Annotated in this window: 24 protein-coding genes and 1 tRNA gene; 16 read left to right on the top strand and 9 right to left on the bottom strand. The window is 56.1% G+C overall.

The genetic code is table 11. The annotated features are described in order from the left end of the window. Positions 1-391: 391 nt before the first annotated feature. Positions 392-1,519 (bottom strand): zinc-binding dehydrogenase, encoded by a 1,128-nt coding sequence (locus tag AC27HQ_RS08565; RefSeq protein ID WP_487155734.1) that lies wholly within the window; start codon positions 1,517-1,519, stop codon positions 392-394. Positions 1,520-1,914: 395 nt separating this feature from the next. On the opposite strand from AC27HQ_RS08565, the gene AC27HQ_RS08560 reads away from it, so the two are divergent. After that, a complete protein-coding gene (locus AC27HQ_RS08560; RefSeq protein WP_487155733.1) occupies positions 1,915-2,652 on the top strand; it encodes a substrate-binding periplasmic protein in 738 nt (245 codons plus the stop codon). 185 nt (positions 2,653-2,837) lie between these two features. Here the strand turns inward: AC27HQ_RS08560 and AC27HQ_RS08555 are convergent, their stop codons facing one another. Beyond that, positions 2,838-5,012: a glutamine synthetase III family protein gene (locus AC27HQ_RS08555; RefSeq protein ID WP_487155732.1), complete on the bottom strand. Its 2,175-nt coding sequence runs from the start codon at positions 5,010-5,012 to the stop codon at positions 2,838-2,840. 442 nt (positions 5,013-5,454) lie between these two features. Between AC27HQ_RS08555 and AC27HQ_RS08550 the strand changes: the two genes are divergently transcribed. The 3 genes from AC27HQ_RS08550 (at position 5,455) to AC27HQ_RS08540 (ending at position 7,577) form a co-directional block, all read left to right on the top strand. Further along, positions 5,455-5,961, top strand: coding sequence for a CinA family protein (locus AC27HQ_RS08550; protein ID WP_487155731.1), 507 nt, complete (start codon positions 5,455-5,457; stop codon positions 5,959-5,961). A 115-nt stretch (positions 5,962-6,076) separates the two neighbouring features. Then, positions 6,077-7,117, top strand: a complete 1,041-nt coding sequence (gene recA / locus AC27HQ_RS08545; RefSeq protein ID WP_487155730.1) for a recombinase RecA — start codon at positions 6,077-6,079, stop codon at positions 7,115-7,117. Positions 7,118-7,133: 16 nt separating this feature from the next. Further along, positions 7,134-7,577 (top strand): regulatory protein RecX, encoded by a 444-nt coding sequence (locus tag AC27HQ_RS08540; RefSeq protein WP_487155729.1) that lies wholly within the window; start codon positions 7,134-7,136, stop codon positions 7,575-7,577. 72 nt (positions 7,578-7,649) lie between these two features. Here the strand turns inward: AC27HQ_RS08540 and AC27HQ_RS08535 are convergent, their stop codons facing one another. Next, a complete protein-coding gene (locus tag AC27HQ_RS08535) occupies positions 7,650-9,053 on the bottom strand; it encodes an MBL fold metallo-hydrolase RNA specificity domain-containing protein (protein ID WP_487155728.1) in 1,404 nt (467 codons plus the stop codon). A 66-nt stretch (positions 9,054-9,119) separates the two neighbouring features. After that, positions 9,120-9,518: a PA3611 family quorum-sensing-regulated virulence factor gene (locus AC27HQ_RS08530; RefSeq protein ID WP_487155727.1), complete on the bottom strand. Its 399-nt coding sequence runs from the start codon at positions 9,516-9,518 to the stop codon at positions 9,120-9,122. A 143-nt stretch (positions 9,519-9,661) separates the two neighbouring features. Here AC27HQ_RS08530 and AC27HQ_RS08525 point away from each other — a divergent pair, with 143 nt between their 5' ends. Beyond that, a complete protein-coding gene (locus AC27HQ_RS08525; protein ID WP_487155726.1) occupies positions 9,662-10,459 on the top strand; it encodes a tRNA-uridine aminocarboxypropyltransferase in 798 nt (265 codons plus the stop codon). On the opposite strand, the gene AC27HQ_RS08520 is transcribed toward AC27HQ_RS08525, so the two are convergent. Further along, positions 10,395-11,324, bottom strand: coding sequence for a DMT family transporter (locus AC27HQ_RS08520; RefSeq protein ID WP_487155725.1), 930 nt, complete (start codon positions 11,322-11,324; stop codon positions 10,395-10,397). The two genes, AC27HQ_RS08525 and AC27HQ_RS08520, sit on opposite strands and share 65 nt — an antisense overlap. Before the next feature lie 181 nt (positions 11,325-11,505). Here AC27HQ_RS08520 and AC27HQ_RS08515 point away from each other — a divergent pair, with 181 nt between their 5' ends. The 5 genes from AC27HQ_RS08515 (at position 11,506) to AC27HQ_RS08495 (ending at position 17,254) form a co-directional block, all read left to right on the top strand. Then, positions 11,506-12,162, top strand: coding sequence for a response regulator transcription factor (locus AC27HQ_RS08515; protein WP_487155724.1), 657 nt, complete (start codon positions 11,506-11,508; stop codon positions 12,160-12,162). A 13-nt stretch (positions 12,163-12,175) separates the two neighbouring features. Then, entirely contained in the window at positions 12,176-12,556 is a 381-nt protein-coding gene (locus AC27HQ_RS08510; protein WP_487155723.1) for a diacylglycerol kinase, read from the top strand. Between the two features lie 75 nt (positions 12,557-12,631). Next, on the top strand, positions 12,632-16,117 hold the full coding sequence (locus tag AC27HQ_RS08505; RefSeq protein WP_487155722.1) for a hybrid sensor histidine kinase/response regulator: 3,486 nt from the start codon (positions 12,632-12,634) through the stop codon (positions 16,115-16,117). 83 nt (positions 16,118-16,200) lie between these two features. Continuing rightward, on the top strand, positions 16,201-16,935 hold the full coding sequence (locus tag AC27HQ_RS08500; protein WP_487155721.1) for an AzlC family ABC transporter permease: 735 nt from the start codon (positions 16,201-16,203) through the stop codon (positions 16,933-16,935). Further along, positions 16,922-17,254, top strand: a complete 333-nt coding sequence (locus AC27HQ_RS08495) for an AzlD domain-containing protein (RefSeq protein ID WP_487155720.1) — start codon at positions 16,922-16,924, stop codon at positions 17,252-17,254. The genes AC27HQ_RS08500 and AC27HQ_RS08495 overlap by 14 nt, the downstream gene beginning before the upstream one ends. Positions 17,255-17,264: 10 nt before the next feature. On the opposite strand, the gene AC27HQ_RS08490 is transcribed toward AC27HQ_RS08495, so the two are convergent. From AC27HQ_RS08490 to AC27HQ_RS08480, 3 genes are all read right to left on the bottom strand, one after another. Then, complete coding sequence (locus AC27HQ_RS08490; protein ID WP_487155719.1) at positions 17,265-18,491, bottom strand: MFS transporter; 1,227 nt, start codon at positions 18,489-18,491, stop codon at positions 17,265-17,267. An 80-nt stretch (positions 18,492-18,571) separates the two neighbouring features. Then, complete coding sequence (locus AC27HQ_RS08485; RefSeq protein WP_487155718.1) at positions 18,572-19,642, bottom strand: metal-dependent hydrolase; 1,071 nt, start codon at positions 19,640-19,642, stop codon at positions 18,572-18,574. An 88-nt stretch (positions 19,643-19,730) separates the two neighbouring features. Continuing rightward, complete coding sequence (locus AC27HQ_RS08480; RefSeq protein ID WP_487155717.1) at positions 19,731-20,420, bottom strand: crotonase/enoyl-CoA hydratase family protein; 690 nt, start codon at positions 20,418-20,420, stop codon at positions 19,731-19,733. 196 nt (positions 20,421-20,616) lie between these two features. Between AC27HQ_RS08480 and AC27HQ_RS08475 the strand changes: the two genes are divergently transcribed. The 3 genes from AC27HQ_RS08475 to AC27HQ_RS08465 all read left to right on the top strand — a co-directional run bounded on the left by AC27HQ_RS08475 (position 20,617) and on the right by AC27HQ_RS08465 (position 22,005). Then, positions 20,617-20,707 (top strand) — tRNA-Ser (locus tag AC27HQ_RS08475). Between the two features lie 446 nt (positions 20,708-21,153). Beyond that, the gene (locus AC27HQ_RS08470; RefSeq protein WP_487155716.1) at positions 21,154-21,435 is read left to right on the top strand and encodes a hypothetical protein; all 282 of its coding nucleotides are present in this window, start codon (positions 21,154-21,156) and stop codon (positions 21,433-21,435) included. Positions 21,436-21,675: 240 nt separating this feature from the next. Continuing rightward, positions 21,676-22,005, top strand: a complete 330-nt coding sequence (locus AC27HQ_RS08465) for a hypothetical protein (RefSeq protein ID WP_487155715.1) — start codon at positions 21,676-21,678, stop codon at positions 22,003-22,005. A 33-nt stretch (positions 22,006-22,038) separates the two neighbouring features. Here the strand turns inward: AC27HQ_RS08465 and AC27HQ_RS08460 are convergent, their stop codons facing one another. Next, positions 22,039-23,601 (bottom strand): hypothetical protein, encoded by a 1,563-nt coding sequence (locus AC27HQ_RS08460; protein ID WP_487155714.1) that lies wholly within the window; start codon positions 23,599-23,601, stop codon positions 22,039-22,041. Between the two features lie 453 nt (positions 23,602-24,054). On the opposite strand from AC27HQ_RS08460, the gene bla reads away from it, so the two are divergent. The 3 genes from bla (at position 24,055) to AC27HQ_RS08445 (ending at position 26,813) form a co-directional block, all read left to right on the top strand. Then, positions 24,055-24,960 carry a class A beta-lactamase gene (gene bla / locus AC27HQ_RS08455; RefSeq protein ID WP_487155713.1) on the top strand — a complete coding sequence of 302 codons (906 nt, stop codon included), beginning with the start codon at positions 24,055-24,057 and terminating at the stop codon, positions 24,958-24,960. Positions 24,961-25,404: 444 nt separating this feature from the next. Continuing rightward, positions 25,405-26,133 (top strand): hypothetical protein, encoded by a 729-nt coding sequence (locus AC27HQ_RS08450; protein ID WP_487155712.1) that lies wholly within the window; start codon positions 25,405-25,407, stop codon positions 26,131-26,133. An 86-nt stretch (positions 26,134-26,219) separates the two neighbouring features. Then, entirely contained in the window at positions 26,220-26,813 is a 594-nt protein-coding gene (locus AC27HQ_RS08445) for a hypothetical protein (RefSeq protein ID WP_487155711.1), read from the top strand. The last annotated feature ends 153 nt before the right edge of the window (positions 26,814-26,966 follow it).

The following is a 26,966-nucleotide window of genomic DNA, read 5'->3' as shown; positions in this document are numbered from 1 at the left end:
GCGCTTTTTCCGATCTTGTGTGTTGTGCACGCTTATTTTTACGGATCGATGTTTGTTGGGAGGTCATCAAAAAAAATACGAATACATAAAGTATTTTTATCAAGGGCTATCGTTAGATATAACTTAAAGAATTATCCTGGCGCAATTTTGTTTTTCGAAAAGGCAGAAAAGATTAAGCCGCTTGATTTTAGCAATAAGAGGCTTTATCAAAATGCGTTGAAGCAAGTTGGCAATGGAAAGAATTGAAGAAAAAGTGAGCAGATTTATTTGTCAGTACAGGCCCTCGATTATTGGGCCCCAAGCCGCTGATCTTCAAAGTTACACCTCACCCAGGCGCTGCGCCAATCCGACGTCAGCGCCCGGTGATGGCCTTGCGGCCAGGGAGTAACGCTTAGGTCTGAGGCTTGATCAGGAACTTCTCTCCGGTGGCTTGTTTGCCGTATACCGCGATCGCATCCATCTTTAGCGCACCGGCCAGAGAGACCTCATGGGTGTAGTGACTGGCGAAGGTGGTCTTGATTTCGGCGGCTACACGTTTACGCATGGCGACAACGGTATTTTGGCCAAGCTTGCCCAACGCATTGAACAACAGGAAACCGTTCACACCCCAGGCAAAACCGAAGGTGCGGTTAAGGGTGATCGGGCCGCGATCCAGGCCGCCATAGATATACACCTGTTTGAAGATGGTCGATCCATACACGCTGTATTCAGTGATGTCGCGAGAAACGGCGGCTTCCATGCAGGTGAGAATATCGCTGGCCAATTTGCCGCCACCGATAGGGTCGAAGGCAATGGTTGCGCCGGTTTCGATCAGTGCCTGGGTCAGGTCGGCCATAAAGCTGTCGCTGCTGGAGTTGACCACGTACTTGGCACCTTGGTCGCGCAGCAGCGCTTCCTGTTCAGGCTTGCGGACGATATTGACCAGGTCGATGCCGTCGGCGATACAGATGCGGTTGAGCATTTGTCCGAGGTTGGAGGCGGCGGCCGCATGGACGATTGCCTTGTGACCTTCGGCGCGCATGGTCTCTACCATGGCCAGGGCGGTCAGCGGGTTAACGAAGCTGGAAGCGGCTTCGACTGCCGTGGTACCCGACTCCAGCTCCAGACAGCTTTGTACGTTGGCGCGCAGGTATTTGCGGTAGCTACCGCCGCCAATGAACGCAACGGTTTTGCCCATCAGACTTTGTGCAGCGGCGGATGAGCCGGCTGCGATGACGGTGCCGGCGCCTTCGTTGCCCACGGGTATCGCCTTACCGACGCGCTTTTTAACGGCGCCCATGAACTTGGCGGGAACGTCGGCACTTATGACCGGGCGCTCGGCGCTGCCGGATTGGCTGGCAGTTGTCATATCCGCCACACTGAACATCACGCCCAGGTCGGACGGGTTGATGGGGGCCGCTTCGATGCGGATGATCACGTCATTCTCGCCGGGCTGGGGTATCTCGATTTCGCGCAGGGCAAGTTCCAGCTTGTTGTCTTCACTGATGGTTGAAACAAGTTCGATGTTGGTGTCTGACACGTTGTTCTCCTGCAATCGTTAAATCGAATCAATGGAGTTGGGCCATTGATGGGTTTAGTGAATAGGGTCGGTGATGCGCTCGGGCCACGCGACTAATCATAGGCTAGTCGGTGCCAATTAGGTCGTAAACATGGCGATATCATCCGATCACCAGCGTTTATGACGCAAAAAACCGCTTCAGCAAAGAGGCAGGCCCTGCCTTTAACTTCTTACTCAAACGGTCAAGTTAGCTAAGGACATGATCTGATAGCAGACCTGGGCCAAAGCCCCGGAGTACTTTGAAACAGGATATGATTCAGTCAGCAGCAAGACCGATCTGTAGCTAAGCTGTGCTAGCTTACCTGTGAAAAGCTAACCGTTTCTGATAACTGTCATTGGAACTCCGTGGAGCGCCCATGAACAAGGCTGGGCTGGTCATAACCTGTACAACGCTTTTTGCCATGCTGGGGCCTGGCCTGCCCGCCATGGCGCAAGACGCCGTTCGCCTGTATGCCGATCATTATCCGCCATTCAATATTCAGACCGAGACGACGGTGGAGGGCACCAACGGGCTTCTGCTCCAGGCCGCGTTCGATGAGCTGGGTATCAGTACAGAGCATGTGATCATACCCTGGACCCGTGCCGAGCGAAGTGCGCGTACACAACCCAATACCTGCTTTTATTCTGCCGCCAGAAGTACCCGGCGCGAACCACACTACCAGTGGGTCGGACCCTTATCGGCCGAGTATGTGACGCTCTTTTCCCTGGCCGAACGCCCGGTTCACCTGAACAGTCTCGAAGAGGCGCAGAACTGGCGAGTCGGCGGACAGCTGGGTGATACCTACGTGCAATGGGTCATCGATCAGGGCGTAGAGGTTGAAGCCCTCGGTGGAGAGGGCAGCAGCTTCGACAAGTTGCTGCACGACCGTATAGATCTCTGGGTCGTCGGTAGCATTGCCGGACCTTATATCGCTCAACTGAGCGGCACCAGGCTGCTGCCTGCCTTCCAGAGCGAAAAGCGTTATGAACTCTGGATGGCCTGCCATAAAGATTTTCCCAGTGAAACCATTAACCAGCTCAATGCCCTGATTGCCCGATATCAAGAGGATGGAACCCGCGACCGTATCATGGCGGGCTATGGACTGGAGCCCTAGTGTTACATAACGTGGGAGTAACAGTTGGGCTGACTATCAAGGACACTTGCCAGAGGACCTTCGGCGGCGGGACATCGTTAGATTTGCCATTGCGCGATCATGGGGAATGATTTGATCCGGATGCAAAAAAGGCCAGAGAAATCAGCTCTCTGGCCTTTTTTGTTGCCTGTAAATCAGCCTGCGTTCTACTTGATAAACAGCATTTCGCGGTATTTTGGCAGAGGCCACAGGGTGTCTGCCACTTCGGTTTCCAGGGCATCGGCATGCGATCGAACTTTATCCATCAGCTTGCGGATGTCGTGGGCACAGAAGTTCATATGGGCTTCGATTGAGTCAAAGTCATGCTTGCCGATAGCGGTAGAAAGCTCAGCAACGGCGGCAATCATGGCATTGGTTTCAGCGGCAATGGAGCTGGCAATCGAGCTATCCAGCTGGATGCCCAGGCCCGTCATGCCGGAACTGGTCATGGCCAACTCACCAAGATACTGGCTGGCTGAGGGATAGATCATGGTTTTGGCCATCTCGATCACCAGTTTGGCTTCGACCTCGATGGACAGAATGTATTGCTCGGCGTAGACCTCGAAGCGGCTTTCAAGTTCGACCGGTGACAGCACGCCGGTCCTTGAAAACAGCTCACGGATAGACTCGTCGCGCAGGTAGGGGAGTGCATCGGCGGAGGTAGGCAGGTTTTTCAGGCCGCGCTCTTCAACGGCCATTTTATGCCACTCAGCGGAGTAACCATCACCGCCGAAGACCACGTTGCCATGCTCTTCCATCAAGGTTTTCAAGACTGTCAGCACGGCTGCTGTCTTGGCTGAACCCTTGGCCAGTTCGGTCTCGAGCTTTTCTGCAATCCAGTCCAGGGAGTCCGCCAACATGGTGTTCATCGCCACCAATGGACCGGATACTGATTGCGCCGAGCCAACGGCACGGAATTCGAAACGATTGCCGGTAAAGGCGAAGGGTGAGGTGCGGTTGCGGTCACCCGGATCGCGCTCGAACTTTAGAATCTGTGACAGCCCCAGGTCCATCTCCCCGCCCTGAGTGGACGAAGCGATTTTGCCATCCTTGATATCCTGGAAGACTTTTTCCAGTTGATCACCCAGGTACACCGAGAGGATCGCCGGCGGTGCCTCGTTGGCGCCCAGACGATGGTCATTGGAGGCCGAAGCAATAACGGCGCGCAGCAATGGCCCGTATTTATGGACGCCGCGAATCACTGCGCCACAGAACAGCAAAAAGTACAGGTTGTCGTGTGGTGTGCTGCCTGGGTCCAGCAGGTTGCCCTGGGTCGCATTACCGACAGACCAGTTAACGTGCTTGCCAGACCCATTGACACCGGCAAAGGGCTTTTCATGCAACAGGCACATAAAGCCGTGTTTCTTCGCCGTACTTTTCATCAGGGTCATCATCAGCTGCTGATGGTCGGCAGCGACGTTGGCGGACTCAAAGTAGGGAGCAATTTCAAATTGGCCAGGAGCGACTTCGTTGTGATGGGTCTTGGCGGGGATGCCCAGGCGATACAGCTGGTCTTCAAAATCCTGCATGAAGACCTGGACGCGCTCGGGTATCGCACCGAAGTAATGGTCATCAAACTGCTGACCCTTGGCGGGGGATGCGCCAAACAGAGTCCGGCCAGCCAGCAGCAGATCCGGGCGGGCATTGGCAAAATTGAGATCGACCAGGAAGTACTCCTGCTCCGCACCGCAGCTTGAGTTCAGGGTGCCGATGTCGGTTTCGCCCATCAGCGTCAGCACCTTGCGCGCTGCCGTATCCATCGCAGCGTTGGAGCGCAACAAGGGGATTTTCTTGTCTAGCGCTTCACCTGTCCAGGACATGAAAACGCTGGGGATCATCAAGGTTGAACCGTTGTCGGTATGCATGATGAACGCTGGGCTGGTGGGATCCCAGGCGGTGTAGCCACGGGCAGCATTGGTCATGCGCAGACTGCCGTTGGGGAAGGACGAGCCATCGGGCTCGCCCTTGATCAACAAACTTCCGGCAAACTCGGTAATGGCATTACCGTCCGAGTTGGTCAGAATAAAACCGTCGTGTTTTTCGGCGGTGATATTGGTCATCGGATAGAAGATATGTGAGAAGAACTTGACGCCTTTGGACAGCGCCCAGCTTTTCATTGCTGCGGCCACCACGTCCGCCACCGCAGGAGCCAGTGGCGCACTGGTTTGGACGGTTTTCTTGACTGCCTTGAATGCCGCCTTGCTGAGCATCTGCTCCATGCGGGCCAGATTGAATACATCTGTTGCCCAGATATCATCCAGAGGTTCTGGTTTGTTTACGGCGATTTTTGCACGGCTGGTGATGTGTGAAATGGCAGCCAGGCGGGATTCGTTTATGCTCATTTTTTATCCTTTAATGCGGTAGTTGTTGAGCTGTTTTCCATTCCCGGCGGGTGTCGGGAAGCTCAGTTCCATGAGAGAAAGTTGATGAGCAATGCAATGAAACCGGCCGGGGACCATGCAGTATTGCTGCCCAATTCCTGTCACACGCAAAAAGCAGACCAATACCCTGGAAAATATTCGTCCCCCGCAAAGCCCTGGTTTTAACGAATGGTCACCAGGGCAAACTGCAGAATTGAGCCGCTTTAGTAGGCAAATTGGGCTAAGAAGGTGCACGAAGCACCAGGATACAACACTGGAAAATGGTCGCGCTGACTGTCCTTGCCATTGCCGCTAGCGCACAAATCCAGTCAGGCATGTCACCGGCCTACTGAAGGGGATGAATCTGTTGACGCAGGCTGGCATAGTCAGGGCAGCGTAACGCCCTTATTACCGAGGAACAGGCATGTCGCAATACGACCCTTTGATTGATTCTGCTGCTGCGCGTCTGGGCGCTGTACTGCGGCGCAGCGGCTGGACAGCCACCACAGCGGAGTCCTGTACGGGAGGTGGTATAGCCGAAGCAATTACCCGTGTCAGCGGCAGTTCAGCCTGGTTCGAAACCGGATTTGTGACCTACGCCAATGCCAGCAAGCAACGTTGGCTGGGTGTCAGCGCAGACGATCTGCAACAACACGGCGCGGTCAGTGAGCTAGTGGTCCGCGCCATGGCGGCGGGGGCTCGGGAAGCCGCCGGAGCGCAGATAGCCGTGGCCGTCAGCGGTATTGCCGGGCCTGACGGAGGCAGCACCGAGAAGCCGGTAGGTACGGTGTGGTTTGCCTGGTCCGGGCCTGATGGACAACTGGTCAGTGAATGTCGCCGGCTGCGCGGGGACCGCCGATCTGTGCGGGCACAAACGGTATTGCGGGCATTGGAGGGCCTGTTCAAGTACACATCGGAGTGGGGTGAGTGAGTCATTGCCAGGGGGGTAGGCGCGGGCGAACTTCTGTGGAATAATACTGACCATATATACAGTAGTTTGTTGAAAAGTGCGCCGCGGCGCCCACCATACCAAGAGGATGCACACAATGGACGACAACAAGAAAAAGGCGCTTGCCGCGGCTTTGGGTCAGATTGAACGTCAGTTTGGCAAGGGCGCCGTGATGCGCATGGGCGACCATGAGCGTATGGCGATTCCAGCCATTTCCACCGGCTCCCTGGGTCTGGACATCGCCCTGGGTCTGGGCGGTCTGCCCAAGGGCCGGGTCGTCGAAATCTACGGCCCTGAGTCTTCCGGTAAAACCACCCTGACCCTGTCGGTCATTGCCCAGGCCCAGAAGCAGGGCGCCACCTGCGCCTTCGTTGATGCCGAGCACGCACTGGACCCGGAATATGCTGCCAAGCTTGGCGTCAATGTCGATGATCTGCTGGTCTCCCAGCCGGACACCGGTGAGCAGGCGCTGGAAATCACCGACATGCTGGTGCGCTCCAACGCAGTAGACGTGATCATCATCGACTCGGTAGCGGCGCTGGTACCCAAGGCCGAAATCGAAGGCGAGATGGGTGACCACCACGTTGGCGTTCAGGCCCGCCTGATGTCCCAGGCCCTGCGTAAGATTACCGGTAACATCAAGAACGCCAACTGTCTGGTGATCTTCATCAACCAGATCCGCATGAAGATCGGTGTGATGTTCGGCAACCCGGAAACCACCACGGGTGGTAACGCGCTGAAGTTCTATGCCTCGGTGCGTCTGGATATTCGCCGTACCGGTGCGGTCAAGGATGGCGACGAAGTGGTCGGTAGTGAGACCCGCGTCAAGGTAGTCAAGAACAAGGTCGCGCCACCCTTCAAACAGGCCGAATTCCAGATCCTGTATGGCAGCGGTATCTATCACAATGCCGAGATTATCGATCTGGGTGTGCAGATTGGTCTGGTCGAGAAGTCCGGTGCCTGGTACGCCTACAAGGGCAACAAGATCGGGCAGGGCAAGGCCAACGCCGCCAAGTACATGGAAGAAAATCCCGCGATTGCCGACGAGATCGAAAAGGCCATTCGCGATCAGCTGCTGCCCAAGCCGACCAAGAATCCTGCGGTCAGCGCCGAGGTTGGCGCCGACCTGGACGCCTGAGCGGCGCGTCTGAAGCATGTTTACCCGCACCCAGCTTGATGGCGCCAATGCCATCAGGTGCTGCGCGCTGGACCTGATAGCCCGGCGCGAGCACAGTCGTCGCGAGATGCAGCGCAAGCTGCATCAGCGGGGTGCGGACAGGGCGGAGACAGAAGCGGTACTGGATCGGCTCGAGGAACAGGGCCTGCTCAGTGATGAACGTTTCTGCGAAGCCTATATCCATGCCCGGCATCAACGCGGTATCGGCCCGCTACGTCTTCGCGAGGAATTGCGTCAGCGCGGCGTTCACGACAATCTGATTGAACGCACGTTGCTCAGCAGTCACTGTGATTGGGCGGCATTGGCCAACGAGGTGTTCAGCAAGCGCTTTCCCGAAGGCCTGGCCAGTGATCTGGCAGAGCGCGGCAAGCAGCAGCGCTTCATGCAGTACCGGGGATTTGCCGGACTGCCTGACGACTGATTCAGAGTCAGTCATCAGACATTCATACTAGGGTCTTTTATACGGCCAGCCTGGTGGCGAGACCATCTGGCTTCAGAAGGCGATCTGTTCCTGTTGCTCAGGAATAGTGGCCAGCCAGCCGAGTTGATCCTTGATCGCCGTTGCCAGCGCCTGACTTTTCTCCAGCTCGCCATGTACCAGATAGATTTCCGGGCTGTGCTTGAAGTGCTTGAGCCAGTTGATCAGCTGTGACTGCCCTGCGTGGGCAGAAAAGCCGCCGAGCGTATGTAGCTGTGCTTTCACTGCTAGACTCTGATGAATCACGCGTATGTTCTTCTCGCCGTCTACCAGGCGTCTACCGAGGGTGCCCTTGGCCTGAAAACCGGGGAAGATGACATGGCAGTTCTCCCGCCACAGGTTGTGCTTGAAGTGGTGCACGATACGCCCGCCATTGCACATGCCGGCTCCGGCAATAATGATTGCGCCCTGGGTGATGCGGTTGATCGCCATCGACTCTTCAGGTGTTTGGGTGCATTTGAGAATAGGGAGCCAGTTCTTCAGTGTGCCCTTACCGTTACCTTCAATCTCATCCTGATGTTCATGATTGAAATTCTGCCGGTGACGGTCGTAGATGGCCGTTGCGGCAATCGCCATGGGGCTGTCGAGGAAGACCGCCTGTTGCTTGAGCGCGCCCTCTTGGTAAAACTTGCCGAGGTAGTAAAGCAGATCCTGGGTACGGCCCACGGCAAAGGACGGAATCAGCACATTACCGCCGCCTTTCCAGGCGTCATGCAAAATCTGTTTCAGCTCGTCCAGCGTGTCATCCAGCGCGCGGTGATCACGGTCACCGTAGGTCGATTCCAGCAGAACCAGGTCTGCTTCAGCCAGGGTAGCCGGGTCACGCAGCAGGGGCGAGCAGTCATTGCCCAGGTCGCCGGAAAACACCAGCTTGCGTGTCAAGTTGTGCGCTTCATGGATGGTGATCTCAACAATCGCCGAACCGAGAATATGCCCGGCCTCATGGAAGCACAGCTCAAAACCCTCGCTGAACCCCAGCGTGGTGTTGTACTCAACTGGGCTGAGCATTTCCAGCGTGCGCTCAACATCCTTGAGGGTATAAAGCGGCGTGACCAGCGGTTTACCGGAACGCTGGCGCCAACGGTTTTCCCACTCGGCATCACGTTCCTGCAGGCCGGCGGCGTCCTTGAGCATCAGATCCAGTAACTCGGCGCAGGCGGCGGTCATATGGATCGGCCCGCGATAGCCCTCGGAGACCAGCTTTGGCAACAGACCGGAATGATCCAGATGGGCATGTGAGATGACCACAGCATCAAGGCTACTTGGGTCAAAGGGAAAGTGGTTGCGGTTGTTTTCTTCATCGCGGCGGAAGCCTTGGGTCATGCCGCACTCAAGCAGCACCTTGCGACCATTGGCCTCCAGCAGATAGCAGGAACCGGTGACCTGCTGGGTTGCACCTAAAAATGTCAGAAGGGCCATTTAATCTCCTTGGGCACGGCGGATAGATCGACTCAAAGGTGAGTCCAGTCTGACATTCTAGGTTATCTACAAAGACTGACAGTGATCTGAGACAAAGCTTTGGGTCAAAACCGGCGTATCGCTTTGATTGATGACGAAGTGGTAGGTCAGGGTCGCGCCCATATCCATCAAGCGGCGAAAACGTTGATCAGCACAGACACTGGCCTGTAATTGACTGCGCACCAGAATCGGATCGCGCTGCAACTGGGAGGCATAGTCAGAGGTGACAGACAAATGATTGATCAGCTCACTGCCATTGGCGCTGAATCCCTCATCGGTAATGTCATCATTCATGGCCCTGGGTGTGCCTTCGCTACTTTTTTCGGCCACCTCTTTCAAGGTTTCCTGCAGGCGTGTCTCGCGCAGGGAAATGGCCTGGGAGGGCAGCGCAATAGAGATTGCAAACAACATGATTAGCCAGCGCATAACAGCAACTCCGGGGTAGTTTGGGTGTACAGGGCTTTCGACCCCGGACAATCAGACTGGTTCGGCACGAGGTGAATAATTGATGACAAAGTATGGCAGAATGCCGCCAGCCGTTGTGATCCGGATCAATAGCAGGTGCCCCTTTGTCCATCCCCAGCGAACATGCGGTCAATCAGCTCAGACGCCAACTCAAGGCCGCATCGACCCGACCCTTCAAGGCGCGTGGTTCCTTTATGCAACGCTGCCCCGCGTGCCTGCTGGCGCCCCATGCCTGTCTGTGTGGCTGGCAACCCGCCCTGCAAACCCGGGTCGGATTCTGTCTGATCATGCACAGCCTGGAACCACTCAAACCGACCAATACCGGGCGTCTGATTGCCGAGACCGTGGCCGATACCTTTGCCTTTGTCTGGTCACGTACCGAGACCGATCCGGCCCTGTTGAACCTGCTGGCTGATCCGGCCTGGCAGCCCATGGTGGTGTTCCCCGCTGAGTACGCGTCTACCGAGCAACAGGTACTGACCGCGGTCCCGATTACACCCGGTCGCCGGCCGTTGTTGATTGTGCTGGATGCGACCTGGACCCAGGCGCGCAAGATGTTTCGCAAGAGTCCCTGGCTGGCCGGTTTGCCGGTCCTCAGCCTGCACCCGGAGCAACTGTCGCGGTATCGTTTGCGCCGCTCGGCGCGGGAAGAGCATCTGTGCACCGTGGAGGTGGCCGCGGCCTGTATCGGGCTGGCCGGCGAGCAGCAGGCCGCCGGTTTGCTGGGGGATTACTTTGATATCTTTACCGATGCCTATCTGGCATCAAAGCTGCGCATTCCGGTTGATCTGAGCCTGCCTGCGCGGCAGCGGCTGGCCTCGCACTTTGGCCGCGATCTCAGTGATGTCCGGCCGGTTCCTGTTGCACCGCCACCAGCGCCTGACGGCGCTGCAGATAAATAGGCACCAGCTGCGCAATCAACATGCCGCCAAGCATCAGGCAGCAGCCGATAAAGCCGCGCAGACTCAGGCTTTCATTCAGCAGCAACCAGCCCGCCAGCGCCGCAAACACTGCCTCCAGACTCAGAATCACCGCCGCGTGCGAGGCAATCGCATGCTTCTGCGCCACCACCTGCAGGGTGAAGGCAATGCCCACGGCCAACAGGCCGCCATACAGAATCGCAGGCCCGGCCAGCAGTATGGCTTCGTACTGGATCTCCTCGAACACCAATGCCAAGGCCAGACTGATCACGGCGCAGACGACAAACTGCATAAAGGCCACACGCACCGGGTCATAGCGGCTGGCCAGGGCGCTGACCAGCAGCACATGCACGGCCCAGCAACAGGCGCCGATCAGTTGCAGCCAGTCACCGGGTGCCACGGTGAAGTCGGTATTGACGCTCAGCAGCAGCATGCCGATCAGGGCCAGAACGGCGCCAAGCCAGGTGCCCATGCCGGTACGCATACCAATGAACAGGCCAAAGATCGGTACCAGGATCACATAGAGACCGGTGATAAAGCCGGAGTTGGTCACCGTGGTAAACATCAGGCCGATCTGTTGCAGGTTGATGCCCAGGGTCAGGACCAGGCCCAGTAACAGGCTACCGAGCAGCATGGGCTTGCTGAAACGCCGTTGCGCTGATTTGCCCGGTGCGCTGGCGAGTAGCACCAGTGGCAGTACCACCAGTGCACCCAGAGCAAAGCGCAAGCCGGTATAGAGGAAAGGGCCGACATATTCCATACCCTTGCTCTGGGCAACAAAGGTGGTCCCCCAGATCAGGGCGGTCAGCAGCATCAACAGATCGGCGCGGTAAGCACGGGTGTTCATCGGGCAGGCTCGGAGCAAAATGGGCAGACAAGTATGGATGTTGATCAGACAAGACGACAGATACAGTTGCCCAGTGCTTTTCAGCAGCAGCTTTGAATTGACTGACTGGGCAGCGGGTGGCAGGCTTCACCTGCTGTGACGGGTCGCATAACAATAACATCTCACCTTGGGAATACCGGGCATGGGTCAAACCTATGACATTTTGATTGCCGACGATCATCCGCTATTTCGCAGTGCCCTGCGCCAGGCGCTGGTCAGTGCCGCGGATGCAGAACTCAATCTGACCGAAGTCGGCAGCATTGCCGAGCTGCAAACCTGCCTTGAGCAGCGTGCTGACTGGGATCTGGTGCTGCTCGACCTGAATATGCCAGGCGCTTACGGTTTCTCCGGTCTGGTGCTGTTGCGCGGTCAGTATCCGCAGTTACCGGTCGTGGTGGTGTCCGCACAGGAAGAACAATCCGTGGTAGCGCGTGCGCGGGACTTCGGTGCCAGCGGCTTCATTCCCAAGTCCTCCAGCCTTGAGGGCATCCAGCAGGCGGTGCAGACGGTATTGGAAGGCGGCGCCAGTTGGCCGAGCACAGCCGCCGACAGCGGCCCCCTGTCGGACCAGGAAAAGCACATCAGTGCTCAGCTGGCCAGTCTTACCCCGCAGCAGTTCCGCGTGCTGACCATGGTCTGCGACGGCCTGCTGAACAAACAGATTGCCTATGAACTGTCGGTCTCCGAGGCCACGGTCAAGGCGCACGTTACAGCCATTTTCCGCAAGCTCGGCGTGCGTACCCGCACCCAGGCGGCGCTGGTGCTGCAACATATGGAGTTGACCCAAGCGGGTCATTGAGGTCTCTGAACACATGAGCGATTCCTTCAAGGGTGCAACCGGCGTACGCCGGATCATCAATGCAGCAGGCTATTCCCTGAATGGACTGAAAACCGCCTACCGTGGCGAAGCGGCCTTCCGCCAGCTGGTCTGGTTGGCTCTGGTGCTGATCCCGGTGGCCATTCTGTTGCCGGTCGGCTATCTGGCCAAGGCCCTACTGATTGGCGTGGTACTGCTGTCGCTGATCATCGAGTTGTTGAACTCGGCCATCGAGGCCGCGGTGGATCGCATCTCCTTGGAACGCCACCCTTTGTCAGGCGCGGCCAAGGATATGGGCAGCGCCGCACAGATGATTGGTCTGTTGTGCATTGCCGTGGTCTGGAGCCTGGTGCTGCTGGGCGCCTTTACGACTTAAGTCGCAGAGCCGCCTTCTGGGCAAACGCATAAGGCAGTGCCAGACTATCGAATCACCCCATGGACTGATTGCCCCATGATCCTATCCGGCGTGCTGGTTGCCTCGACCTTTCTGCTGTACATGGCCCTGCTGTTTGCCATTGCCTTCTGGGGTGATCGCCAGCCCGGCGAGTTTGGCCCGCGCCTGCGCGTCTGGGTGTATAGCTTGTCGCTGGCGGTCTGGTGTACCAGCTGGACCTTTTTCGGCGCCGTCGGCATGGCTGCTGACCAGATCTGGGGCTTTCTGCCCATTTATATTGGCCCGGTGCTGCTGTTCCTGTTCGGCTGGCGCCTGTATGCGCGCATGATCGCCATCAGCAAACAGGAAAACATCACCTCGATTGCCGACTTTATTGCCTCACGCTATGGCAAGTCCCAGGGCCTGGCGGTGGCCGTCAGCCTGCTCTGTCTGGTCAGCGTGTTGCCCTATATCGCCCTGCAGCTCAAGGGCATCGTGCTGGGTTATACCTTGCTGAGTACGCCACTGGTCTCCGAGGGCGTGGCCATCGCCGAGAGTTCAGCACCGGATGACACCGCGCTGGTGGTGACCCTGGTACTGGCGCTGTTCACCATCCTCTTTGGTACCCGCAGTCTGGATGCCACCGAACACCACCGCGGCATGATGCTGGCGATTGCCTTCGAGTCGCTGGTCAAGCTGCTGGCCTTTCTGGCGGTCGGCGCCTTTGTTACCTTCGGTCTGTTTGGTGGAGTGGGCGATCTGATCGAACGGGCCACCAACAGCCCGGCGATGTACGACTACTGGCAGCGCGATACGCTGTTTACCAACCTGCTGTTCCAGTCCTTTATCGCCATTCTGGCCTTTCTCTGTTTGCCCCGGCAGTTCCAGGTCGCCGTGGTGGAGAACATCGAGCCCGGCGATCTGCGGCTGGCGCGTTGGGTCTTTCCGGCCTATCTGATCCTGGCCGGCCTGTTTGTTATCCCTATCAGTCTGGCTGGGCAGGTATCCCTTGGGCCGACGGTCTCGGCCGACTCCTATGTGATCAGCCTGCCGCTGCTGGAAGGCCGCCCGGTCCTGGCGCTGCTGGCCTTTATCGGTGGCGCCTCGGCGGCCACCGGCATGGTGATTGTCGCCGCCATCGCCCTGAGTACCATGGTCTCCAACGACGTGGTACTGCCGCTGCTACTGCGCAAGAAGGGCCGCCCCGAGCGCACCTATGCCGAGTTCCGTGGCCTGCTGCTGAATGTGCGGCGCACCAGTATTCTGGTGATTCTGCTGTTGGCCTATGTGGTTTACCGGGTGATTGGATCAGCCGGCAGTCTGGCCAGCATCGGTCAGATCGCCTTTGCCGCCATCGCCCAGCTGGCACCGGCCATGTTTGGCGCACTGTTCTGGAAGCAGGCCAATCGCAGCGGCGTGTTTGCCGGTCTGGCGGTGGGCGCCGGGTTGTGGTTCTACTTGCTGATCCTGCCGCTGCTGGGTTGGCAGTTCATGCACCTGCCGCTGCTTGGCGCGCTCTATGGTGGCTCGTTCGGCTTGCCGATCGACAGCTTGACACTGGCCAGTCTGCTGGCGCTGCTCGGCAACAGCCTGGTGTTCATGCTGGTGTCGTTGCTGAGCCGTACACGGGTACTCGAGCATTGGCAGGCCAGCCGTTTTGTCAGTCAGGATACCAACCAGTGGGACGACGGCCCCAGTCGTGCCCTGCTGCGTGTCACGGTTGAGGATCTGCTGGCACTGGCGGGCCGCTTTGTGGGGGAGGAGCGCGCGCAGCAGAGCTTTGAACGACTGGCGCTGTCACAGGGCGGCAGTCTGGCCAGCTCGCAGATCGCCAGTAGCGCCTGGATCACCCATACCGAACGCTTGCTCGCCGGGGTGCTCGGTGCCTCCTCGGCGCGGGTGGTGGTCAAGGCCGCGATTGAAGGCCGCGACATGCAGTTTGACGACGTGGTGCGCATTGTCGATGAGGCCTCCGAGGTATTGCAGTTCAACCGTGGCCTGCTGCAGGGCGCCATCGAGAACATCACCCAGGGCATCAGCGTGGTCGACAAGGAACTCCGGCTGGTGGCCTGGAACCGCCGCTATCTGGACATGTTCGAGTACCCCGAGAGCCTGATCAGCATTGGCCGGCCGATTGCCGAACTGATTCTGTTCAACGCCCAGCGTGGCCTCTGTGGCCCCGGTGATCCGCAGGGTCATGTCGACAAGCGCATCACCTGGATGCGCCAGGGCACCGCGCACCGCTCCGAGCGCATGTTTCCTAACGGCCAGGTGATCGAGATCATCGGCAACCCGATGCCCGGCGGCGGCTTTGTCATGAGTTTCACTGACATTACCGCCTTCCGGCATGCCGAACAGGCGCTCAAGGAATCCAACGAAGGGCTGGAGCAGCGGGTCGAGGAGCGCACGCGCGAGTTGTCGGCGCTGAACCAGGCGCTGATCCAGGCCAAGGCCGAAACCGAGCGTGCGAGCAAATCACAAACGCGTTTTCTGACCGCCGTCAGCCATGACCTGATGCAACCAATGAATGCCGCGCGTCTGTTCTCGGCGGCGCTCTCGCACCAGACCAATCTGCCCGCCGAGGTGCAGGAACTGCTTGGCCATCTGGATACCTCACTGCGCTCGGCCGAGGATCTGATTTCCGATCTTCTGGATATCTCGCGCCTGGAGGCCGGCCGCATCAGCCCGGAGTGGAGCGACTTTGCCCTGAACGAACTGGTCGACCCGCTGCGTATCGAACTCGGTGCCATGGCCGTGGAGCAGGGCGTCGATCTGCACGTGCACGGTAGCCGTCTGCGGGTGCGCAGTGATCTGCGCTTGCTGCGCCGGGTGCTGCAGAACTTCATGACCAATGCCTTCCGCTATGCCGGCGACGCCCGCGTAGTGCTCGGTGTGCGCCGCTGTGGCAACAAGGTTCGTATCGAAGTCTGGGATCGTGGTCCGGGTATTGCCGCCGACAAGTTGCAGGTGATCTTCGAGGAGTTCCAGCGTCTGGACAGCCACAACACCCAGGCGGAAAAGGGCCTGGGTCTGGGTCTGGCGATTGCCGATGGCCTGTGTCGGGTCCTCGGCCACGAACTGGCCGTGCGCTCCTGGCCGGGGCGCGGCAGTGTGTTCAGCGTCACCGTACCGCTGGCCCAGCTCAGGGATAATCGCCCCGAGATGCAGCCGGTGCTGATCAGCCCGGTGGTCAGCGGCGCGCAGGTGCTGTGTATTGATAACGAAGCGACCATCCTTACCGGCATGCAGAGCCTGCTCAGTCGCTGGCAGTGCAATGTCGCCGTAGCCCGTGATCGCAACGAGGTCACCCAGGTACTGGCCCAGGGCTTCCAGCCGCAACTGGTGCTGGTCGATTACCATCTGGATGACGGCGATACCGGGGTCGAGCTGATGCACTGGCTGCGCAGCCAGTTGGGTGATGCGTTGCCGGGTGTGGTGATCAGTGCCGATGGGCGCAGCGAACTGGTTACCGCTATCCGTTTGGCTGGCCTGGACTTTCTGCCCAAGCCGGTCAAGCCGGCGGCGCTCCGGGCGCTGATCAGCCGGTATATCCAGCTGCATTGAGTCACTGTTACTGGTCAACTGTACCTTGTTGCCTTGCTGCACCGCTGTTAGCGTGAGGTGCTTCTGAACCGGAGCACCTTGTCATGTCCACCGCCAGCCGCGCCGCTCTCATGGGTGCCAGGGATACCCTGCCCATGCTGCTGGGCGCCTTACCCTTCGGCATCATCTTCGGCACCCTGGCGGTCTCCTCTGGATTGTCTGCCGGCGCTACCCTGGCGATGTCGGCGCTGGTGTTTGCCGGCTCGGCGCAGTTTATTGCCGTCGGGCTGATCGCCTCGGGCAGCGGCCTGCTGGTGATCCTGCTGACCACCCTGATCGTCAACCTGCGACACATGCTTTACAGCGCCAGTCTGCTGCCGCATGTGCGGCATCTGCCGCAGCGCTGGCGCATTCCGCTGGCCTTCTGGCTGACCGATGAAAGCTATGCCGTGGTCCAGCGCCATTACCTGGATGCCAGCGTGGCGGCCACGCACAAGCACTGGTACTTCCTCGGCTCCTGCGTGGCCATGTACAGCAACTGGTTTGCCTGCACCCTGCTCGGTGTTCTGCTCGGTCAGGCGCTGCCGGGCATGCGTGATTGGGGGCTGGACTTTGCCATGGTCGCGACCTTTATCGGCATCGTCGTGCCGCTACTGAAAACCCGACCCATGCTGTTGTCGGCGCTGGTCGCCGGGGTGGTGGCCGTGGCCGCACGCGGTTTGCCTTATCAGCTCGGGCTGATGCTCGCCGCGCTGGCCGGTGTACTGGCCGGGGTGATGGCCGAGTACCTGAGTCCGGCCAAATCCAGCCAACCGGGAACGACCGATGAACGCCTTTGAATGGGGGTTGGTGCTGGGTATGGCGCTGATTACCTTTGGTATCCGCTACAGCCTGTTTGCCGCTGGCCAGCGCGTGCGCTTCAGCCCGCTGGTGAGTCGGGCGCTGAACTATGTACCGGTGGCCGTGCTGACCGCAATCATCGCCCCGGCCATGCTCAGCCCGGAGGGACAGGCACTGGCGCTGCACTGGAGCAACGCCTATCTGGTGGGTGGTCTGGTGGCCATAGCTTTGGCCGCCTGGCGGCGCAATCTGCTGCTGACCATCATGGGCGGGATGCTGGCTTTCTTTCTTTGGCGCTGGCTAATAGGGAGCCTCTGAAAGGTACCTATTACCACAGCGCCGCACGACCACTGTGTACGGCCTTGATCATCAGACCCAGGGCTGCCAGTGAAATCAGCGTGGTAAAGCCCAGTACCGTGGTGCTGAAGCCGATCAGGTCACTGACAAAACCCACACCCAGTACCACCGAGGCCATGGTCAGGTAGGCCATCAGGTAGAAGGCCGAGATAATCCCGCCGCGCTCGGCCGGCGGGGCCACCTGATTGATCGAGGCAATCGCCACCACCCCGGTGGCACCGGCACCGGTGGCCGTCGCCAGGGTTGCCAGAGCAAACAGCGCAGGCGAGCCCAGCAGCACGGAACCGGCCATGATCATCAGTCCGGTGATCAGAATGCTTGGGCCGGCAATCAACAGCCGATTGACCGGTTGGCGCTGGCAGGCGAACTGGCTGATACCCGCCATCAACTGCCAGCCCGCAGCAAACAGACCGGCCACTGCCCGGTCGCTGATACCGGTCAGATTCATCGCCAGGGAAGGCCCCAGCGAGGCATACAGACTGCCGGTGGACCAGGCCAGGCACACCGCCGCAGCGGCAAAGGCAAAGGCCCCCATGATCTCGCGGGGCACCTTGATGGTGGTTGGCCGCCAGGCGCGCAAACGAAAATCCGCCTGACCCCGGCCAATATGCGCCGGCCAGGGGGCCAGCAACAGCAGCATGATGCTGGCTACACTCAGGGCGACAATCACAAGAAACGGCCAGACAAAGACGCCGACGCCAAAATACAGGGCCAGCGAACTGACCGTGGGCCCGGCAAAGGCGCCCAGGGTAAAGAACAGCGCGGAGAGGGTCGCGGCGCGGGTCCAGTTCTCGTTTGGCTCCAGCTCCACCAGCGCCGCCGAGGCCGCACCAGTGACAATACCGGTGCCGATCCCGGTCAGGATTCGTGCTACACCCAGCCCATAAATATCCTCGGCGAGCATAAAGGCGATGGCGCCAACCAGGATAAACAGCAGACCGGGAATCATCATCTGCCGCCGGCCAAGCTTGTCCGACAGCGAACCCAGGGTCAGCAGGGTGGCGACCACGCCCAGTACATAGACCGAGAACACAGCGGTAAGCGCCGTGGACGAAAAGCCCCAGCGCAGCTGCCAGAAGGAATACAGCGGGGTCGGCAGATTACTGGCAAAGATGGTGGTAAAGATCGCCAGCAGGGCGGCAACCATGGCCAGCCCGCGCCGGTCTTCCTGCTTGTGAGCCTGAGCCGTGACGGTCATGCAAGTGTCCTGTGCGTTAACTGCGCTCAGTATCGCAGAGCGCAGCCCATTGTGCCTGCTTGACCGCCTATCAGCGTTGCTTATGGACGGGGGACGAGGTCACCACTGGCATCCAGGCCGCTGGCCAGTTCCGCCAGTGACAGCGGGTAGTTGCTGTCAAAGGTGCGCTCACGCAAATCCCGCAGGCGGCTCAGGTCACGCGGGCCGGATGGCCACTGCTCAACCTCGGCAATCGGCTTGAAGCGCCCCTCCAGCGAAGATCGGTAGGCCAGAGCAAAACGGAAGGGGTGGTAGCCGGTCATGCCCAGTCGCAGGTCAGTCACGACCCACTGGTCATCAATCAGGTCATAGCGCAGTACATCACCGGTAAACCAGCGCAAGCGCTCATGCTGGGGCGACTCGGCCAGCGCCTTGCTGGCCAGTGTGGCGTTGCGTGGCAGCCGTTCCAGTACCGGCGGCGCCTGATCAAACCAGCTCACCAGTCCCTCGTAATAGTCATCGCCATCCACCGCCACCACCCGCCACAAAAGGGTATTGAAGGGCGTGGGCGTGGTAAAGACCTGCTCGGCCTCGATACCGTCGCGCTGCAAGGCCTGCTCCAGCTGCTGCTCGGCCATGAACTTGCCGCCCAGGGTGCTGACCAGATACAGGCTGCTGAACAGCAGCGCGCCCTTCTGCCAGGCATGCCCGCGGCCCTTGAGACCAAACAGCAGGCCAACAATCACCGCCAGCAACAGCGGCACGCTGTACAGCGGGTCAATTATAAAGATGCTGGAAATCGCCACCGGTGGGGTGGTCAGCGGCCAGAACAACTGGGTGCCGTAACTGGTCATGGCATCCAGCAGCACATGGGTCACCAGAATCAACCAGATACACAGCCACAAGCGCGCCGAGGAATAATCCGGATGCGGCCGAAAGCGCCTGATCAGCCAGGCCAGCACCAGACTCAGGGCTGTTAGTACAAAGAGGGAGTGGCTGAAGCCACGGTGATAGGTCATGTTGGCGACCGCATCGCCAAAGTTGATCATCACATCCAGGTCCGGCAGGGTGCCGAGCATGGCGCCATACAACAACGCCTTGCGGCCCTGCCAGCGCCCGAGCAGGGCACCCTGAATGGATGCCCCCAATACTGCCTGTGTAATCGAATCCATCAGTGCATCTCACATCAATCAGGCGACCAGATTAATCCAGTCGCCTGTGGTGTGCATGGGGAAATCGATTCGATTCGTAACGCGGGATTTAAAGATTATGCTGCTTATCAATTTCAATGGACTGATCGAGCAGTTCCAACAGCGCCTTGCGGGTCTTCAGCTTGGTATTGCGGTGCGCGGTCATGTTCAGCTTGGTCAACTGCTGGGCCATAGCCATGGTCGCCGCTTCCAGTTGCTCGGCCGGCACAATCTTGTCCAGGAAGCCCGCTTCAACCGCATCCGCCGGATCAAACATCTCGGCATTGATCACCGAGCGGTTGAACGCACTGTTGGTCAGTCGCGCACGGGCCAGCTCGATACCCACGTGGTGCATGGTCATGCCAATCGCCACTTCATTCAAACCCAGCTTGAACGGCCCCTCGACCCCAATACGGTAGTCGGCAGACAGCAGAATAAAGGCACCCTTGGCCACCGCATGACCGGTACAGGCCACCACCACCGGGAAGGGATGCGACAGCATACGCCGCGCCAGGGTCGAACCCGCCGCGACCAGCGCCTTGGCCGCATCGGCACCCGAGGTCATCACCTTCAGATCATACCCACCCGACAGAATCCCCGGCTGACCACTGATCACTACCACCGCCCGATCCTGCTCGGCCTTGTCCAGCGCCGCATTAAAGGCCTCGATCACCGCGGGGGAAATGGCGTTGACCTTGCCATTGCTCAGACCCAGCCGGGCAATGCCATCGGCAAAATCGTAGGAAACCAGTTCGCTCATGAAAAAAAACCTCGCAGGGGTAGGGCGCCGAAAGGCGCGTATCAGGGCTACAGTGTACCAAGATAAAACCGACCGGCCAGTCCCACCACCCAGCCGCCCAAGCGACTGGCCCCACTGGAAAAAGCGTTTGCCAAAGCAGGCCGCTTTCGGTACATTAGCGCGCCTTGGAACCAGCCCCGGCTGGCTCCAGGAATCCGGAGAGGTGTCCGAGTGGCTGAAGGAGCACGCCTGGAAAGTGTGTATACGTTAATAGCGTATCGAGGGTTCGAATCCCTCTCTCTCCGCCAGACAAAGAAAAAGGCCCTAGCGCAAGCTAGGGCCTTTTTCTTTGTCCGGAGAAAGCTGGGTGAGAACCCTCGCGGTTCGACGAGCCTGCCACCGGCAGGCGAAGAACGTTGCAGCAACGCTGCAACGGCCCCGTAGGGGTGAGGCGCAAAGCGCCGAATAATCCCTCTCTCGCGTGGTCCCAGAATGCACGGTCCTGATTTACCTAGTCTGGTCTTGAGCGCTAGTTACACGTAGAGGTGATCTTTTTATCAAAACTGGTGAGGTCACATGGCTCCCAGTCATAGCTGACACTGTCAGATTACCAACTGAGTTCTCTTCTATAAATGTAAACCGGCCAGCTCAACTGACCATTCCAGCAGTCCATCGGGTTTCCAGGTGTCACATCAGACAACCGAGAGGCGAATTGTTATCTTTTCTACCAACGAGAGTTGGCGTAACGTGACTGTTGGATAGCCTTGAGATTGATCTGGAAGATCAGATCGAGAGGAGAAAAAGGGTAAGGTCGAAGGCAAGATCAAGTCTTTTTGACAATATGGGAATGCCGGAGGCGATTGTACTGGCAGCATTGATTATCGTGATTGGCGGGTGGAGCGGCAAAATTGCCTATGACCACTACAAGGCAATGCAGATGGAAAGGACCCTAATAGAGATATCAAGGGGACTTGAACGCTCAATGGAGCAGTCATCAGCACAAAGCCAAAGGATGTTGGAAGAAGCCAGGAGGTGAGAGGCGGCGAGTGCAACAGCCAGAGAAGCAGAAATGGAGCATCAACGCCAGCAAAGGCTTGCAGAGCAGAGAAGGCAGGCCGAGGCAGTGGAGCAAGCAAGATTAGAACAGCGGCTTTCGTCTGACGAATGCAGGTTCTGGATGACACAGAACAACGGCAGCAGCTCAGAAAGAAGCCGGGAAATGGTCAAAAGATACTGTGAGTAGGGAAGGGTAAGGCATTCATAGGGAGGAAGTCGAATGCGCAGAATAACAGCATTATTTATTTTGCTTTTCAGCCTGAACACCTTGGCTGAAGAGAAAACCGCACTGGCAGAAGCTGCAATAGCGATACAACCAGCAGCGGAAGCCTACACCGATTATGTCCAAAAAAGCTTTATGCAAATCCTTGGCGAAAGTGACTCGCCAATGGGCGAAGCTGCGCGAAATCACCTCAGATTACAAGAGCGGGCAGAGCTAGAAGCTAACCGTGGGCCGATGCGCTCGGTTAGGGAGTGCATGAAGCCGGGGAATGTGATTGATCAGGATGTGCAGGATTGTGCGAGTGGGCTGAGAGAGAAAAATTGGTGATAGAAGATAGGATGTATTGAAATAATAGAAGAACTAAAGTTGTGAAGGTTGGTGTCCAAAAGAACTAAGAACTATGTATGATTCAATGTATTTTTTTTCTATTTCTTGATACATGCTATTAATGTCGCTTTGGGGTATTGAATCGTTTTTTTCTACAAAAATTGTTCTCTCTACAATGTAATCTGTGGAATAGATTGTAGTTGTGTTTGGTTCATCTCTATTTGTTTGTCCAAGTATGACGAGGAACAGGCCGGCAAGATGTTGGCCAAGGCGGCATTGGACAAGATGTATATATGCGGCCTGTTGGTTGAGAGGCACATCAGGGTTTTTGAATTCTACTTTAAGATCAAGTTTTGTACCGTTGATAAGCTTATGGAATATTGATATTTCATGTTGATAGGTAGATAGCTGGTTAATGCTTATGGAGCCTGGGTCATAAATTTTTAATTGGTCGAGTATGTTTATTAGTTGGTTGGCTGTTTCTAGCTCTTGCTGGAAAGAATGATCTGCTTGGGCTTGGTTAAATGCGAGGGTAAACTGTTCGTTTTCGCTGGTTGTGATGTCTATAAAAACATCAGAGATTTTGTGAGTTAGGAAATGGCTAAAAAATAGAGCATCTCTTAAATGCCGGTATGCTGGTCTGTAATTCTCCTCAAAAAATATTTTAGCGTTGCCTTTTCCAGTGAATGGGTTCGTGTTTATCTCAAAGAATCCGCCATCTATCCTGATAACCTTTAAGTCGTCAGGTAGAGCAAGGAAATAAGGGAGGGTGTAAATTTTAATATTAAATTTAGGCGTGCGATCAAATGGAGAAGTTCTTAATTGAAGCGAACCGGTTGTTGTAGGTTGAACGTCTAAAAATCTCAATGAGCCGTTGTGGGTTTGAATATAAGGGGCTTCGTTAGGTATTCCGAACCGTGTTTTAGTAGCTATAAGATCTAGAACAGGGATTTCTATATCTCTACCTAGCATAGCGTCTAAAATTGGTGGGAATTCATCATTGTTTTTTGTTGTTATCTGGACGGTCACACTGCCATTCTCAAAGCCTGTGTACTCTAAGTGTTTCTTCTTGGCGGTTATGTAGTCAGAAAGGGTGCCACCTATCGTTTTTATTATAGATTCTTTTAATGATTTTCCATCAGGATTGTTTAATTGATGCTCGTGTCCATAGCTTACAGTCATCTTGGTTTTATTAAGCATTTTTCCTTTTTTTCTGACACTGATTTCATGTATTCTTTTTAATGTATCAGTTATCAGCTGATTATCAACATGGCGTAAAAAAGCACGCTGAGGCTGATTTTTTTTGTCGAACTCGATGAATACAAAAAAAGTTGGTAAGGGTTCAGTTGCCAAGCGTCGAAGGTTGGATAGAAGAACTGGTAATTTTCGGCTATTTTGGTCGGATGATTTAACTTGAATTTTGCACTGTAATGCAGGGGTATGAATCTCTGTTTCTTTAGTGCTATTTGGAAAGGGAAACTCTACGAGATAGTCCCATCCGGCATGATCCATATCAGCAGACCTATTAAATATGAGGCCAGCTTGAGCGCACCAATCTTGAAAATTGGCTTCACCCATTCTTCCCAAGTCTCTCACGCAAGACTCCTTGTGCAGTGGTAAGAGGTTACAAAGAGATAATTTACAACAATCGGCAAAGCAGTGTGTCGATAAAAGTCGAATAGATAGGCTAGAAAAGGGCTTTTGAAAATTATATTTTGATCAATAAAGTCTTTAATATCATGGTGTTGGGAAGAATATAGTAATTATGGGCAATGCAAAAAAGGGTTCGAACCCCTCTCTCTCCGCCAGACAAAGAAAAAGCTGGGTGAGAACCCTCGCGGTTCGACGAGCCTGCCACCGGCAGGCGAAGAACGTTATCGCAAAGCTGCAAAGTCCAGTGTGCCGGCCCAGCCCGAAGAGGTGAGGCGCAAAGCGCCGAATAATCCCTCTCTCGCGTGGTCCCAGAATGCACGCTCCCAATATCTGTCAGACTACGCAAATGCCAGGCCTGGCCCTCGTACTTGCCCATATACACAAAAGGTGATCCCCATGAACACCAAAACCACCACGCTGATCCTCGCCATCAGCCTGCTAATCACCCCAGCCAGCTCACTCACAGCCGCCACCCCCGAATTCGGCACCGCCCTAACCGAAACCGTCGCCTCCATAGAAGCCACCACCGGCGGCCGCGTAGGCGTCAGCATCATTGATCTGCATAGCGGCCTGTCCTGGTCGTACCGCAGCAACGAACGCTTCCCCATGGCCAGCACCTTCAAGGCTTTTTCCTGCGCTCACCTGCTCTCTCTGGCCGACAAGGGTGAGATTGATCTAGATAGTCGCGTGCAATTCGAAGAAGGCGACCTTCAGGACTATTCACCCGTTACCCAATACCACCTCGATGGGAACGGCATGACGCTGTTTGAGCTTTGCACAGCCTCAACCTCGTTAAGCGACAACACCGCCGCCAACCTGATTCTCCAGAATACCGGCGGGCCGCCTGCCTTCACCAAGTTCATGCGTTCAATAGGTGACAACACAACCCGCCTGGACCGCTATGAACCTCACCTGAACTACGTCGCCCCCGGCGAGGAACAGGACACCACCAGCCCAGAGGCGGCAGCCAAAAGCCTGGAAACCTTGCTGTTAGGCAATAGCCTGTCCAATGATGCACGCGAGCAACTCAAAACCTGGTTGATCAACAACGAAGTCGGCGGCCCACTCCTGCGCGCCAGTCTTCCGGATGGCTGGAAAATTGCTGATCGTACTGGCGCAGGGGGTTACGGCACACGTGGCATTATTGCCGTGATCTGGCCGAAAGGTTCCACTGCGATAACCTCCGATCCCGTGGTGGTCGCTGTATATTTGACTGAAACCAGCCTGACGCTGGAAGAGCGCAATGCCGTCATCGCTGACATTGGCCGTGCTCTGGTCGAGGATCTTGGCGTTGTGAGATAAGTAAGGCTTTATGCTGTGACTGTGGTCTGGCCAAGCGCCATCAAAAAACCTTGGACAGTTGGTTAACCCTGATCTAGTCTCGAAGTAGGCAAAGGAATGCAGTCAGCCCCCCAGCAAGACAAGGACAGTCTGCCATCCCCCTTTTAAACAGACAGATACCCCGAGAGCGGCCAACTCTCAGGAACGGGCGGTATTGCGTCCGCGAATTGGGTTGATGCTCGCTGCGCTAGGGTAGTCAGAGAGTGAAAGAGATAAAAGAGCGATATAAAGAAGTCACGCGATTACATCGGCTTATGCTGGCAAAGGTGCTAGGTTCATGATTTTTATAGAAATTAGTGCAGCTTGCGCTTGTAGTCAAAGCGTGATCATAAAGAATTCACTGATATGTGATCATAAAGCCGTTGGTCCAACACACTGTTATACAGCCACTAGAGCCTGACAAAAATGAAAATGATCCTAGACTGCTCTAGCCAAGACACAGCAATGTCTTCCGTCTGCAAAATATTTAATACAAAAGATCACCAACTGAAATCTCTATTAAAGTCTCTGCGCCCTTATCAAGACACCAGCCAACGCCCAGATGACTACATATACAACAATGTCTGCAACGCCTTGGGAATTCCTAACTCAGAAATAGAGGTTATTTGGTTTCACGGCACAAGAACATCAAATATAGAATCCTTCTATGCAGAAGGAATACTTCCCAAAAGCATCATAAAAAGCAGGATTGAATCAGCTTTAAATTCTTTAGCCTCTGGCTTAGAGCGAGAAGGAGAAAACCCATTCACCTTTTCGCTCGTCGGAAAGCAGTCTAAAGCCGATGAAGGGCCTTTCGCATTTCTATTTAGAGAAGTAGCAGTCCATGCGCCTGGCCCTAACCATAGTTACGTGGAAATTCCAGAAATGGTTGAAGACATAGCGGGCACTTTGTTAGGAGAAAACTACCACCACCTCGTTGAGCGATATAAATCAATCACCAAATCATACGTAGTTTCCTTTATAGCCGAAGCAGCAGGCTACGAGTTGCAACGTGCACTTTTGTATCTTCATTCAATTGAAGACGGCGAATCGGCGATAGAAGCCGCTTCAATAGCAAATACCTGCTTCAACTCAAATGGAAAAACCATAGAGCCACACAGAATTTTAGGAGCTGAACTGATAGCCAGTGTATAACAATTGGTTCAAATCACTCACTTCGTTCGCTGGGACGGGCTAAAGCCCGCCCCTTAACCAAACGTTAAGAATTTTATGGAGATGGCATGAGGCGTTTTTACCATTGGTGCAGCCATGCATGGCCACTATGGGCTAGTTTAATGGTTATAGCGGCTCACCTCGCTGTGGTTAATGCGTTTCCTCAGCAATCAAAAGATATCAATGGGGGATTTTCCATTGTCATGCAGATTCTTGGTGGTTTGCTTGTCCTCTATTCAATTGATAGTACGCTCGGCCTAATGCGCGAAGAAAGTATTTTCCGGGTCATTACGAAGTGGCTTCAAGACTGCCCATTATGGAGCAAGCCGAAAGCCGTGAATGTGTCGATGAGTTCAGAGGCCAGCGCGATGGCTTCATTTAACGCCAGGGTCAAAACGGTAGCATCATCACTATCTGATCGTGTAACTGAGCTGGAAAGGCAAGTCGAGGAAGTGTACCGAGAAATGGATCGAAAAAATCAAGTTTTGAAAAAGCTAATATCTGAAGAGATAGAGCAAATTTCAACAAGGATTGGAGGGGCTGAATCCGCCATCCGAGGCGTAGAAAAGAAGCTCGACACCACAATGCTTAGCAGTATCAAACAGCAAATTTTTGGGGTGGTGATTGCTATTTATGGCGCGGGTTTAGGGTATTTTTCTTAACAATCGGCTGTACAGCAACAGGTTTTCCACCGCTTCGCGGTTCCAAACCGACGCGTGAGCCGGGTGTTAAAAAGTTGAAACAAACAAAAAGTGAGAGTTTTTAATGTTAACCTTCAAAACGCAGTTTCCTATTGATAATCATAAAGATATAGA

The sequence above is a fragment of the Halopseudomonas sp. 4NH20-0008 genome (assembly GCF_057548395.1).
Note: the sequence above shows the minus strand (reverse complement) of the source record. Positions and strands in the feature narration are given on the sequence as shown.